Annotated in this window: 9 protein-coding genes; 4 read left to right on the top strand and 5 right to left on the bottom strand. The window is 73.1% G+C overall.

Annotated features, from left to right (window positions below; genetic code table 11):
- Positions 1-72: 72 nt before the first annotated feature.
- The 4 genes from ABZ716_RS01885 to ABZ716_RS01870 form a co-directional block, all read right to left on the bottom strand.
- Positions 73-3,957 (bottom strand): multifunctional oxoglutarate decarboxylase/oxoglutarate dehydrogenase thiamine pyrophosphate-binding subunit/dihydrolipoyllysine-residue succinyltransferase subunit, encoded by a 3,885-nt coding sequence (locus ABZ716_RS01885; RefSeq protein ID WP_358955722.1) that lies wholly within the window; start codon positions 3,955-3,957, stop codon positions 73-75.
- Positions 3,958-4,215: 258 nt separating this feature from the next.
- Positions 4,216-5,268, bottom strand: coding sequence for an ATP-binding protein (locus tag ABZ716_RS01880; protein WP_351879511.1), 1,053 nt, complete (start codon positions 5,266-5,268; stop codon positions 4,216-4,218).
- Between the two features lie 62 nt (positions 5,269-5,330).
- A complete protein-coding gene (locus ABZ716_RS01875; protein ID WP_351879231.1) occupies positions 5,331-6,074 on the bottom strand; it encodes a response regulator transcription factor in 744 nt (247 codons plus the stop codon).
- 156 nt (positions 6,075-6,230) lie between these two features.
- A complete protein-coding gene (locus tag ABZ716_RS01870; RefSeq protein WP_358955719.1) occupies positions 6,231-6,734 on the bottom strand; it encodes a hypothetical protein in 504 nt (167 codons plus the stop codon).
- 88 nt (positions 6,735-6,822) lie between these two features.
- Between ABZ716_RS01870 and ABZ716_RS01865 the strand changes: the two genes are divergently transcribed.
- The 3 genes from ABZ716_RS01865 (at position 6,823) to ABZ716_RS01855 (ending at position 9,986) form a co-directional block, all read left to right on the top strand.
- Positions 6,823-8,196, top strand: a complete 1,374-nt coding sequence (locus ABZ716_RS01865; protein ID WP_358955716.1) for a hypothetical protein — start codon at positions 6,823-6,825, stop codon at positions 8,194-8,196.
- A gap of 95 nt (positions 8,197-8,291) precedes the next feature.
- On the top strand, positions 8,292-9,143 hold the full coding sequence (locus ABZ716_RS01860) for a sulfurtransferase (RefSeq protein WP_358812525.1): 852 nt from the start codon (positions 8,292-8,294) through the stop codon (positions 9,141-9,143).
- Between the two features lie 93 nt (positions 9,144-9,236).
- Positions 9,237-9,986 (top strand): DUF4097 family beta strand repeat-containing protein, encoded by a 750-nt coding sequence (locus ABZ716_RS01855; protein WP_358955714.1) that lies wholly within the window; start codon positions 9,237-9,239, stop codon positions 9,984-9,986.
- A 42-nt stretch (positions 9,987-10,028) separates the two neighbouring features.
- Here ABZ716_RS01855 and ABZ716_RS01850 read toward each other — a convergent pair whose 3' ends face one another.
- A complete protein-coding gene (locus tag ABZ716_RS01850; protein ID WP_358955711.1) occupies positions 10,029-10,427 on the bottom strand; it encodes a RidA family protein in 399 nt (132 codons plus the stop codon).
- Positions 10,428-10,552: 125 nt separating this feature from the next.
- On the opposite strand from ABZ716_RS01850, the gene lon reads away from it, so the two are divergent.
- On the top strand, positions 10,553-12,949 hold the full coding sequence (gene lon / locus ABZ716_RS01845; protein WP_358955708.1) for an endopeptidase La: 2,397 nt from the start codon (positions 10,553-10,555) through the stop codon (positions 12,947-12,949).
- Positions 12,950-13,064: the final 115 nt, after the last annotated feature.

Here is a 13,064-nt window from a genome sequence, read left to right as displayed (position 1 = left end):
GCAACGGCCGGAAGGCCCGGCCCCCGCTGTGGGGGCCGGGCCTTCCGTCTGCCGTGCGGGTCGCGTCGGCGACTACGCCTCGAAGACCTCGTTGATCAGCAGCTGCTGCTCCGCCTGGTGGCGCTTGGCCGAGCCCACCGCCGGCGACGAACCGTGCGGACGCGAGATGCGCCGCAGCCGCTCGCCCGCCGGGATGTCCGCGCCGACCGCCAGGTCGAGGTGGTCGATCAGGTTCAGCGCGATGAACGGCCACGCACCCTGGTTCGCCGGCTCCTCCTGCGCCCAGATGTACTTCGCCGCGTTCGGGAACTTGGCGATCTCCGCCTGGAGCTCCGCACCCGGCAGCGGGTACAGCCGCTCGATGCGGATGATCGCGGTGTCGGTGATCCCGCGCTTCTCCCGCTCGGCCTCCAGGTCGTAGTAGACCTTGCCCGCGCAGAAGACGACCTTGCGCACGGCGTTCGGGTCGACCGTGGCGTCCCCGATGACCGGACGGAACGAACCGCTCGTGAACTCCTCCGCCTTCGACGCCGCGGCCTTCAGACGCAGCATCGACTTCGGGGTGAAGACGATGAGCGGCTTGTGGTGCGGGTTGTGGACCTGCCAGCGCAGCAGGTGGAAGTAGTTCGACGGCAGGGTCGGCATCGCGACCGTCATGTTGTCCTGCGCGCACATCTGCAGGAAGCGCTCGGGGCGCGCGGACGAGTGGTCCGGGCCCTGGCCCTCGTAGCCGTGCGGCAGCAGCAGCGTGACGCCGGAGGTCTGGCCCCACTTCTGCTCGGCCGAGGAGATGAACTCGTCGACGACGGTCTGCGCGCCGTTGACGAAGTCACCGAACTGGGCCTCCCACAGCACCAGCGCGTCCGGGCGGGCCAGCGAGTAGCCGTACTCGAAGCCCATCGCCGCGTACTCGGACAGCAGCGAGTCGTAGACGTTGTAACGCGCCTGGTCGTCCGAGAGGTACTGCAGCGGCGTGTAGTCCTTGCCGGTCTCCCGGTCGATGAGGACGGCGTGGCGCTGGCCGAAGGTGCCGCGGCGGGAGTCCTGGCCCGACAGGCGGACCGGGGTGCCCTCCATGAGCAGCGAACCGAAGGCCAGGGTCTCGCCCATGCCCCAGTCGATGGTGCCCTCGTCGATCATCGCCGCGCGGCGCTGCAGCTGGGGCAGCAGACGCGGGTGGACCGTGTGGCCCTCGGGGATGTTGACCTGGGACTCGGCGATCCGCTTGACGACCTCCGGGGAGATCGCCGTGTTCACGGCCACCGGGAACTGGGGCTGCGCGGCCGGGACCGCCGGGGCGGCCGCGGGCTGCGTGGCGGCCTCGCGGACCTCCGCGAAGACCTTCTCCAGCTGGCCCTGGAAGTCCTGGAGCGCCTGCTCGGCCTCTTCCAGCGTGATGTCACCGCGACCGATGAGCGACTCGGTGTACAGCTTGCGCACCGAGCGCTTCTTGTCGATCAGGTCGTACATCAGCGGCTGCGTGAACGCCGGGTTGTCCGACTCGTTGTGACCGCGGCGGCGGTAGCAGATGAGGTCGATCACGACGTCCTTGTTGAACGCCTGACGGAACTCGAAGGCCAGCCGCGCGACGCGGACCACGGCCTCCGGGTCGTCGCCGTTCACGTGGAAGATCGGCGCCTCGATCATGCGGGCCACGTCGGTCGCGTACATCGAGGAACGCGAGGACTCCGGGGCGGCGGTGAAGCCGACCTGGTTGTTGATCACGACGTGGACGGTGCCGCCGGTGCGGTAGCCGCGCAGCTGCGACATGTTCAGCGTCTCGGCGACCACGCCCTGGCCGGCGAACGCGGCGTCGCCGTGCAGGGCGACGGGCAGGACGGTGAAGTCCGTGCCGGCCTTGCCGATGACGTCCTGCTTCGCGCGGGCCACACCCTCCAGGACCGGGTCCACGGCCTCCAGGTGCGAGGGGTTGGCGACGAGCGAGACCTTGATCTGCTCCCCGTCCAGGCCCGTGAAGGTGCCCTCGGCACCCAGGTGGTACTTGACGTCGCCGGAGCCGTGCATGGACTTCGGGTCGAGGTTGCCCTCGAACTCGCGGAAGATCTGCGCGTACGACTTGCCGACGATGTTCGCCAGCACGTTCAGGCGGCCGCGGTGGGCCATGCCGATGACGACCTCGTCGAGGCGGGCCTCGGCGGCCGAGTCGATGACGGCGTCGAGCAGCGGGATGACGGACTCGCCGCCCTCCAGCGAGAAGCGCTTCTGGCCGACGTACTTCGTCTGCAGGAAGGTCTCGAACGCCTCCGCCGCGTTCAGGCGGCGCAGGATGCGCAGCTGCTCCTCGCGCTCCGGCTTGGAGTGCGCGCGCTCGATGCGGTCCTGGATCCAGCGGCGCTGCTTCGGGTCCTGGATGTGCATGAACTCGACGCCGGTGGTGCGGCAGTACGAGTCGCGCAGCACGCCGAGGATGTCGCGCAGCTTCATCATCGACTTGCCGGCGAAGCCGCCGACCGCGAACTCCCGCTCCAGGTCCCACAGGGTGAGGCCGTGCTCGGTGATGTCGAGGTCGGGGTGCTTGCGCTGCTTGTACTCCAGCGGGTCGGTGTCGGCCATGACGTGGCCGCGGACCCGGTAGGAGTGGATCAGCTCGAAGACACGGGCGGCCTTCGTGACGTCGTCGTCGTGCGAGGCGTCGATGTCGCGCATCCAGCGGACCGGCTCGTACGGGATCCGCAGCGACTCGAAGACGCTGTCGTAGAAGCCGTCCTCGCCGAGCAGCAGGTTGGCGACGATCCGCAGGAACTCGCCGGAGGCCGCGCCCTGGATGACCCGGTGGTCGTAGGTCGAGGTCAGGGTCATGACCTTGGAGATGCCCAGCTTGTTCAGGGTGTCCTGCGAGGTGCCCTGGAACTCGGCGGGGTAGTCCATGGAGCCGACGCCCATGATGACCGACTGTCCGGGCATCAGACGCGGCACCGAGTGGACGGTGCCCAGGCCGCCGGGGTTGGTCAGCGAGACGGTGACGCCGGTGAAGTCGTCCATCGTCAGCTTGCCGACGCGGGCGCGGCGGACGATGTCCTCGTACGCCTGCCAGAACTCGAAGAAGTTCAGCGTCTCGGCCTTCTTGATGCCCGCGACGACGAGCTGGCGGTCGCCGTTCGGCTTCACCAGGTCGATCGCGAGGCCGAAGTTCACGTGCTCCGGCTTGACCAGGGTCGGCTTGCCGTCCTTCTCCGCGAAGGAGTAGTTCATCGACGGCATGGCCTTGATGGCCTGCACCATCGCGTAGCCGATGAGGTGGGTGAAGGAGATCTTCCCACCGCGGGCGCGCTTGAGGTGGTTGTTGATGACGATGCGGTTGTCGAACAGCAGCTTCACCGGGACGGCGCGCACGGACGTGGCCGTCGGCACCTCCAGCGAGGCGTTCATGTTCTTGGCCACGGCGGCGGCGGGACCGCGGAGCGTCACCAGCTCGGGGCCCTGCGGGGCTCCGGCGGCGGGCGCGGCCTTCTGCGCCGGCGTGGTGGCGGCGGCCGGAGCCTGTGCCTGAGGGGAGGGCGCGGCCGGTGCGGCGGCCGGGGCCTGGGAGGTGACAGTCACAGCAGGGGCACCAGAGGGGGTGGCAGGAGCAGGGGAAGGAGCTGACACGGGTGTGGTCGCGGCGGGGGAAGGCGCGGCGGGCGCCGCCCCCGTGGCGGCGTCGGCGGCCTGCGTGATCCCGACGGGTGCGGTGGCGGCCTGTGCGGAGGCGCCATCCGTCGTCGCGGACTTCTCGGGGCCGCCGGACTTCACCGGAGCGGCAGCGGCAGCGCCCCCCGGCTTGTAGTCGGCGAAGAAGTCCCACCAGGCCCGGTCGACCGAGTTCGGGTCCTGGAGGTACTGCTGATAGATCTCGTCGACGAGCCACTCATTCGCGCCGAAGCCTGAGGCAGGGGTCTTCCCGCCCTCTGCTGCGTCGGTCGTGGTGCTCGGGTTACTGGGGGACTGTGGCGACACGGCGGCAACCGCCCTCTTCCGCTTCACAAGGTATGGACAGCGGGAATAAAGGCTACGCCTCCCCGGCGGTGCAATGCAGGCCGGGCCGGACTTACGTCGCGCAGGTCACACCGAACGGCGGGTTTCGTCGCGTGGAATGGCGGGAAACAAGCGTGGTTCGGGTAGGGGGCAGCCAGGTTGCGACCCCCTTGGCCTCGCACCCCTGCCGACCCCGGGCACATGTGGCCGAGATCATGTCCTTCGCACTCGAACCCTACGTCAAGACGACGCCGCGGAGCTGCCCGGAAGGGTGACAAGGATTCGGCAACCACGTGACGATTCGGCCACGCGGATGTCCCCTCCGTGCAGGCCAACGGCCCAGCGGGCGATCGCCAGCCCCAGCCCCGTCCCCCCGTCGCCGCCCACGGCGGCCCCCCGGTTGAACCGCTCGAAGACCCGGTGCCGCTCCGCCTCCGGAATCCCCGGCCCCTCGTCCACGACCTCCAGCGCCAGGCTCCCGGGCGTGTCGCCCGCGCGTGCCCGGACCGTGACCCGGCCGAGCGCCGGGCTGTGCTTCACCGCGTTGTCGATCAGGTTGGCCACCACCTGGTGCAGCCGCTCCGCGTCCGCGTACGCGGTCAGCTCCGGAGGATGCACGTCCAGGTGGAGGTGCACGTCGTTACGGGTGTGCCCGCCCGAACCGGACGTCAGCCCCGGCCGCCCCGCGGCCGCCAGCCCCGACTCCTTCAGCACCCCCGACAGATACGGCCACACCTCGAAGCGGCGCGCCTTCAGCGGCACCACCCCGTTGTCCACCCGCGACAGGTCCAGCAGCGTCTCCACCAGCCGGCCCAGCCGCTCGGCCTGCTTCAGCATCGTCCGCATGGTCTCCGGATCGGCCTCCGAGACCCCGTCCACCACGTTCTCCAGGACCGCCCGCAACGCCGCGATCGGAGTCCGCAGCTCGTGCGAGACGTTCGCGACCAGCTCTCGACGGTGCCTGTCCTCGGCCTCCAGATCACCGGCCATCCGGTTGATCGTCGACGCCAGATCGCCCAGTTCGTCCCGCCGCCCGGCCCCGCTCACCCGGCGCGTGTAGTCCCCGTGCGAGATGGCCCGGGCGACCGTCGTCATCTCGTCCAGCGGGGCCGTCAGACCGTGCGCGACGATCTGCGTGATCAGCATCGAGGCGATCACCGAGAAGACCGTGATGAACCGCAGCTCCGTGTCCGTGCGCAGCGCCACCATCAGCAGGCCCGTGGTGATGAACACCGACACCACGACGAGCAGGCCCAGCTTCGTCTTGATCGAGAAGGGGGAGAACGGCCGCAGCCCCCCGGTGCGAGCACCGGCTCCGGAGCGGCCCACACCGCGCCCCCGGTCACGCCCGGCGCTCACGACTGGGCCGGGGTCTCCAGGGCGTACCCGACGCCGTGGACCGTACGGATCCGCTCCGCGCCGATCTTCCGGCGCAGGGCCTTGATGTGGCTGTCGACCGTCCGGGTGCCCGAGGCGTCGGCCCAGTCCCATACCTCCGCCAGCAGCTGCTCCCGCGACAGCACCGCCCGCGGGGTCCCCGCCAGGCAGACCAGCAGGTCGAACTCGGTCGGTGTCAGGTGCACGTCCTCCGCCTGCACCCGCACCCGTCGCTGCGCGTGGTCGATCTCCAGGTCGCCGAGGCGCAGGGTCGCCCCGCGCGGGGCGGTCGCGGCCTGCGTGGCCCGCTCGACCCGGCGCAGCAGGACGTGGACCCGGGCGGCCAGCTCGCGCATGGAGAACGGCTTGGTCATGTAGTCGTCCGCCCCGACCCCGAGACCGACCAGCATGTCGGTCTCGTCGTCCCGGGCGGTCAGCATCAGCACCGGCACCGGCCGCTGCGCCTGCACCCGCCGGCACACCTCCAGCCCGTCGAACCCGGGCAGCATGACGTCCAGGACCAACAGCTCCGGCAGCCAGCCCTCGGCCGCGGCCACGGCGGCCGGGCCGTCGTAGGCGGTCTGCACCTGGAAGCCCTCGGCCCGCAGCCGGGCCGAGATGGCGTCGGCGATGGTGCGGTCGTCCTCGACCACCAGCACGCGCCGCTGGGCACCCGGGGTGGCCGCGGCCGCTCCGCTGTGGGTGGTGTGCGTCTGTTCCATGTCCCGCCCCTGATGATCCGCGTGATGGCTGGGGTGCAGCGTAGAGGAGGCACCGGCCTGCGGCCATGGAGGGTTCGGACAGGACCCGACGGCATCCGGAATCAGAGATTCATCCGGGATCGCTCGCGTGTTTCCCGGGGATCCGGTGCCGATTCCTCAGGCGGCGTCGAATCCGGGGAGGGCCTCCAGCACCCGGGACAGGGCCGGCGGGAGCGCCGTCCCGTCGGCCGAGACCTCGCTGCCGCCGTGGACGAAGGAGTACCGGAACCCGTCGTAGACCGGCGGATCGGCGGCCGTCGTACGGGGCAGGTGTGGGAAGTCCGCGGCGCGGAGCGCCGTGCGCAGATCCTCCAGCCGCGCGGCGTCGAGCCGGCCCGTGCGCAGCTGCTTGTCCTGTTCGCCGAGGAGGGTCCAGGAACCGTCGCCGTTGACGAGGAGGGTACGGGTGCGGCCGGCGAAACCGCCGCTGCGGGTGACGCGCAGGAGGCGCTCGGTGGACGGGGGTGGGGTGAGGGCGGCCGAGGGGGGTGAGGTGGCCGGCGCCGTGGCGCCCGCGGGGGTCGGGGCGGGCGGGGGGCCGGCGTGGCCGCACCCCGCCAGGGACACCGCGGCGAGCAGTGCTGCCACCGCCGCGGCCCCGGCCGCTCGCTTCGCTCGCACAGCACCTCCAGCGGGTCACCCGTACCGCCCCCGAGTATGGAGGCCCCGACCCGCATCGGAAAGCACCCCGGAGGACGTCATCCACCGCTTGGCCCCCTGGCGCTGGTTCCCGTCGCTGCTCGCCTTCCTCCTCCTCGGCCTGTGGGGGCTGGCGCGGGGGCCGGGCGGGGGCAGCATGTGGCGCGACGAGTCCACGACCTGGCAGGTGGCGCACCGGCCCGCCGGGGAGATCCGGCAGCTGCTCGGGCAGGTCGACGCCGTCCACGGGCTGTATTACGCCGTCATGCACGCCGTGTTCGCCGTAGGGGGGGAGGCCGGCGCCGGCGGGGCCGGCCTGTGGGTGCTGCGGCTGCCGTCCGTCGCGGGAACGGCCCTGGCCGCCGCGGGGGTGGCCGCCGTGGCGCACCGGCTGGCGGGGGAGCGGGCCGCGCTGGGGGCGGGTGCCGTGTACGTCCTGCTGCCGCCGGTGCAGATGTACGGGCAGGAGGGGCGCTCGTACGCCCTGGTCGCGGCGGCGGTGGCCTGGGCGACGTACCTGATGCTGCGGCGCCGGTGGGGCGCGTACGCGGTGGTGCTGCTGCTGGGCTGCTGGCTCCACGAGTTCGCCGTGCTGGCCCTGCTCGCGCACGGCTTCACCGCCTGGCGGGAGCGCGGCTGGCGGTGGGCGGCCGGGGCGGTCGCCGCCGGGCTGCTGCCGCTGGTGGTGGTGAGCGCCGGGCAGGCGCGGCGGCAGCTGGGCTGGCTGGGACGGCCCGCCTGGCAGGACTGGGCGGCCTACGCGGTGCTGGCGGCGGCGGTGGCGCTGCTGGCCCGGGGGCAGCGGGACCGGCCTGAGCTGCTCCGGGTCGCGGTGCCCCTGGCGCTGCTGCCGCCCGGGGTGCTGATGGGGGTCTCGCTGGTCCACCCCTGGTACGTCGACCGGTACGTCCTCTACGCCCTGAGCGGGGCGGCCCTGCTGGCGGGGGCGTGGGTGGCGTCGGTGCGGGTGCGGGGGTGGGTGCCGTGGGTGCTGGCTGTGGCGGTCCTGATCCCGGTGGGGGTGTGGTCGGCGTGGCTGCGGACCCCGGAGAGCCGCAAGGACGACGCCCTCGCGGTCGCCGCCGCGGTACGGGTACGGGCCCGGCCGGGGGACGCGGTGCTGTTCATGCCGTCCCGGAGGCGGGAGTGGCTGCTGTCCTCGCCCGAGGTCTACGGCCGCCTCCACGACGTGGCCCTGGCCGCACCCCCGGCCCCTTCCCACACCCTCCACGGCACGGAACTCCCCCCGCCCGCCCTCCGCCGGGCGCTGCTCTCCGCCCCCCGGGTCCTGGCCCTCCAGGACCCCCCGGACCAGCCCCTGGACCGCTCCCCGGCGGAGACGGCCAAACGCACCGCCCTGACCGCCGCCTTCGACCGCTGCTCGGTGACCGAGGTCCGGGGCGCGCGGGTGGCCGTCTACGCGCGACGGGGCGGGTGCGGCTGAGGTGACGGGCCGGGCCGTCGCCCTTGACAGGCCGGCCCGACGCGGACGGACGATGAGACCTTCTCCCGAACCGATCCTGCCCCGGAGGGCCGCACATGCACGTGTCCGAGACGTTCGAGCCGCTGGAGATGCCCGGTCCCCTCGTCGGGGCCGGATGGCTTGCCGCGCGGCTCGGGCGGGTCGTGGTGTTCGACGCGTCCGTCGGGGCGCACCGGGGCGGAGCCGTGCGGATTCCCGGGGCGCGGCCCTTCGATCTGGACGGGGTGCTCTCCGACCACACCGCCCCCGCCCCCCACACCATGCCCACGGCGGCCGCGTTCCAGGAGGCGCTGCGGGGGCTCGGGGTCGGGGACGACGACGCCGTGGTGGTGTACGACGCCGCCGGGGTCTACTCCAGTGCCCGGGCCTGGTGGATGCTGCGGGCCATGGGCTTCGGCCGGGCCGCCGTGCTCGACGGCGGGCTGCCCGCCTGGAGCGGTGCCGGGCTGCCCGTCGAATCCGGTCCGGCGGTGTACGAGGGGCCGCGCGGGTCCTTCACCGCCCGGCCGCGCCCGGGGCTGCTGGTGGACGCCGGCACCGTCGCCCGGGCCCTCGCCGACCCGGATGCCGCCGTCCTCGACGCCCGGACCCGGGAGCGCTTCGCCGGTACCGCCCCCGAGCCCCGGCCGGGGCTGCGCGCCGGGCACATGCCGGGCGCGCTGAACCTGCCGTTCGGGGACCTCCTGGGGCCGGGCGGGCTGATGCGTCCCGCCGGGGAACTCCGCGCGGTCTTCGAGGCGTTGACCGGGGAGCGGGAGCGGCTCTGCTTCAGCTGCGGTTCCGGGGTCACGGCCTGCGTGCTCGCCCTGGGGGCGACCCTGGCCGGGTACCGGGAGACCGCGGTGTACGACGGTTCGTGGAGCGAGTGGGGCCTGCCTTCGGAGCGGCCGGTGGTGACCGGGGCGTGAAGCAGCCCGGGTGCCGGGGTGGTGTCAGCTCCACCCCCGCTTCGGATGCCCGCACCCGCGCGCCCCGGCCCCCCGCTCGGCAGACTCGTCGGCATGGCATCCCACACCCCCTCGACCCGCCTCGCCGTCACGGCCCTCGGGGCCGTCCTCCTGCTGTCCGGCTGCGCCCTGACGGGGAAGGGCCCGGTGCGCACCCTCGACGCCGACGCCGCCGTCGCCGAGGCGGTCACGGCGGTGGACCTCACCGGCGCCCGCAGGGGCGACGTGGAGGTGACACCCGGCTCCGGACCCGGGGTGACCGTACGCCGGGTCGTCCACTACCGCGCAGGCGCGGCCCCGACCCCCGGGCAGCGGGTCACCGGCGGGGTGCTGACCTTCAGCGACGGCTGCCGCGACGACTGCTGGACCGACTACCGCCTGGAGGTCCCGGCCACGGCCCGGGTACGGGTCGAGAGCAGCAGCGGGGACATCACGGTCAAGGGAGTCGCCCGGGCCGAACTGACCACCTCCTCCGGTGACATAAGGGCCGAGGGGATCACGGGACCGGTGAAGGCCCGGACCGAATCGGGGCGGATCACCGCGACCGCTCTGGAAGGGTCGGAGGTCGAGTTCCGCGCCACCTCGGGCGACGCCGAGGCCGGGTTCGCGAAGGCCCCCGGGTCGGTCTCCGTCACCACCAGCTCCGGGAACATCTCCCTGACGGCTCCACGGGCCCCCTACCGGCTGTCGGCCACCACCGCCTCCGGCGACCGCGACCTCGGCCTGGCCGACACCCCCGGCGCCCCGGCCCGCATCACCCTGCGCACCAGCTCCGGCGACATCCGCGTACGCGCGACCCCCTAGACCTCTGGTCCGCGTCCGTCCCCTGGTTCCCCGGCCCTTCCTCTAGTCCTCGTCGAGGACCGCGTCGACCTCCACCTCGACCAGCCAGGCGGGGTCGATGAAGCGCGACACCTCCACGAACGTCGCGGCCGGGCGGACAGCGGCGAAGCGTTCGCCGTGGGCCCGTGCCGCCTCCTCCCAGCGGGTGATGTCGGTCAGCATGATCCGGGTCCGTACGGCGTGCTCCAGCGAGGCGCCGGCCTCCCGCAGGGCCCGCTCCGCGATGTCCAGGCAGCGCACCGTCTGGGCGTGGACGTCGCCCGGGGCGACGGTGGAGCCGTCGTCCCCGATCGGCGCCGTGCCGGCGACGGCCACGTACCGGCCGGCGCGCACCGCGCGGGAGAAGCCGATCCGGGGTTCCAGCGGGGAGCCGGAGCTGACGGTTCTTCGTATGTCTGTCATGGCCTCAGGGTCCTCCGAGGGGCCCGCCCGTGGTGTTCGCCCCCGGCGAACGGGTCTGGGGGAACAACAGCCCGCGCAGAACCATTGAGCCGGTATAGCTCAACTTCACTGCCGGAGGGAAGATCATGGCTTCGACGTCCGTATCGCTCACCCTGCCCGTGCTGCCGCTCGACGACGAGGTCGTGCTGCCCGGGATGGTCGTCCCGCTGGACCTGTCCGACGCCGAGGTCCGCGCGGCCGTCGAGGCCGCGCAGGCGGCGCGGGGCAGCGGGAAGCCCCGGGTGCTGCTCGTGCCGCGGGTCGACGGCAAGTACGCCGGCATCGGTGTGCTCGGGACCGTCGAGCAGGTCGGGCGGCTGTCCGACGGCGATCCGGGGGCGCTGATCCGCGGGCGCGGGCGCGTCCGGATCGGCGCCGGGACCACCGGGCCCGGGGCGGCGCTCTGGGTCGAGGGGGAGACCGTCGAGGAGAAGGTGCCCGACCCGCTCCCCGGGGCGGCCGCCGAGCTCGTCAAGGAGTACAAGGCCCTCGCCACGAGCTGGCTCAAGAAGCGCGGCGCCTGGCAGGTCGTGGACCGGGTGCAGCAGATCGAGGGGGTGTCGGCGCTCGCCGACAACTCCGGGTACTCGCCCTTCCTGACCGTGACGCAGAAGGTCGAGCTGCTGGAGACCGTCGACCCGGTCGCCCGGCTGCGCCTCGCCGTCAAGGCGCTCAGCGACCACCTCGCCGAGCAGGACGTGGCCGAGTCCATCGCCAAGGACGTCCAGGACGGCGTCGAGAAGCAGCAGCGCGAGTTCCTGCTCCGCCGTCAGCTGGAGGCCGTCCGCAAGGAGCTGCGCGAGCTGGGCGGGGAGAAGGAGGGCGAGGAGTCCGACGACTACCGCGCCCGCGTCGAGGCCGCCGACCTGCCCGAGAAGGTGCGCGAGGCCGCCCTCAAGGAGGTCGACAAGCTGGAGCGCTCCAGCGACCAGAGCCCCGAGGGCTCCTGGATCCGCACCTGGCTGGACACCGTCCTGGAACTGCCCTGGAACGAGCGCAGCGAGGACGCGTACGACATCCAGGGGGCGCGGGCCGTGCTCGACGCCGAGCACGCCGGGCTGGACGACGTGAAGGACCGCATCACCGAGTACCTCGCGGTGCGCAAGCGGCGCCACGAGCGGGGGATGGGTGTCATCGGCGGCCGGCGCGGCGGCGCCGTCCTGGCGCTGGTGGGGCCGCCCGGGGTCGGCAAGACCTCGCTCGGCGAGAGCGTGGCCCACGCCATGGGCCGCAAGTTCGTCCGGGTCGCCCTCGGCGGCGTGCGGGACGAAGCCGAGATCCGCGGCCACCGCCGGACCTACGTCGGGGCCCTGCCCGGCCGGATCGTGCGGGCCATCAAGGAGGCCGGGTCCATGAACCCGGTCGTGCTCCTCGACGAGATCGACAAGGTCGGCTCCGACTTCCGCGGCGACCCCGCGGCGGCCCTGCTGGAGGTGCTGGACCCGGCGCAGAACCACACCTTCCGCGACCACTACCTGGAGGTGGAGCTCGACCTGAGCGACGTGGTCTTCCTGGCCACGGCGAACGTCCTGGAGGCCATCCCGGAGGCCCTCGCGGACCGGATGGAACTGGTGCGCCTCGACGGCTACACCGAGGACGAGAAGATCGTCATCGCCCGCGACCACCTGCTGCCCCGCCAGCTGGAGCGCGCCGGGCTGACCGCCGAGGAGGTGGTCCTGGAGGAGGACGCCCTGCGCAAGCTGGCCGGCGAGTACACCCGCGAGGCGGGCGTGCGCACCCTGGAGCGGTCCGTCGCGCGGCTGCTGCGCAAGGTCGCCGCGCAGCACGAACTGGGCGAGCGGGAGTTCCCCTTCTCCATCGGCGCGGGCGAGCTGCGCGGCCTCATCGGCCGGCCGCACCACGTGCCGGAATCCGCCCAGGACCCGGCCGAGCGGCGCACGGCGGTGCCGGGCGTGGCCACCGGCCTCGCCGTCACGGGCGCCGGCGGTGACGTGCTCTTCGTCGAGGCGTCCCTGGCCGACCCGGAGACGGGCGCCGCCGGGCTGACCCTGACCGGCCAGCTGGGCGACGTCATGAAGGAGTCGGCGCAGATCGCGCTGAGCTTCCTGCGCTCGCACGGCGCCGAGCTGGAACTCCCGGTCGCCGACCTCAAGGACCGGGGCGTGCACATCCACTTCCCGGCGGGCGCCGTCCCCAAGGACGGGCCGAGCGCGGGCATCACCATGACCACCGCGCTGGCCTCCCTGCTCTCCGGACGCCAGGTCCGCACGGACGTGGCCATGACCGGCGAGGTCTCGCTGACCGGACGGGTGCTGCCCATCGGCGGGGTCAAGCAGAAGCTGCTCGCCGCGCACCGGGCCGGGCTCACCACGGTGATCATCCCCAAGCGCAACGAGGCCGACCTGGACGACGTCCCGAGCGAGGTGCTGGAGGGGCTGGAGGTGCACCCGGTGACCGACGTGCGCCAGGTGCTGGAGCTGGCCCTCACCCCGGCGGTGGTCTCCTTCACCAAGGCCGCCTGACCGCCGCGCCGCCGCCGGGCCCCGCCACCCTCCGCGGACACCGTCCGGGAGGGTCCCGGGGCCGGGGCGTCCCACCTGCGAAATACTGGACCCGTACCGGGGTGCCAGGCTCGCA

It is taken from the genome of Streptomyces sp. NPDC006687 (assembly GCF_040636215.1).
Lineage (GTDB): Bacteria > Actinomycetota > Actinomycetes > Streptomycetales > Streptomycetaceae > Streptomyces.
Note: the sequence above shows the minus strand (reverse complement) of the source record. Positions and strands in the feature narration are given on the sequence as shown.

What these genes read in the sequence shown, in the direction of transcription:
- ABZ716_RS01875 (WP_351879231.1), bottom strand. Translation starts at nt 6,074, where the DNA reads ATGGAACAGACGCACACCACCCACAGCGGAGCGGCCGCGGCCACCCCG.
- ABZ716_RS01860 (WP_358812525.1), top strand. Translation starts at nt 8,292, where the DNA reads ATGCACGTGTCCGAGACGTTCGAGCCGCTGGAGATGCCCGGTCCCCTC.
- ABZ716_RS01855 (WP_358955714.1), top strand. Translation starts at nt 9,237, where the DNA reads ATGGCATCCCACACCCCCTCGACCCGCCTCGCCGTCACGGCCCTCGGG.
- ABZ716_RS01850 (WP_358955711.1), bottom strand. Translation starts at nt 10,427, where the DNA reads ATGACAGACATACGAAGAACCGTCAGCTCCGGCTCCCCGCTGGAACCC.
- lon (WP_358955708.1), top strand. Translation starts at nt 10,553, where the DNA reads ATGGCTTCGACGTCCGTATCGCTCACCCTGCCCGTGCTGCCGCTCGAC.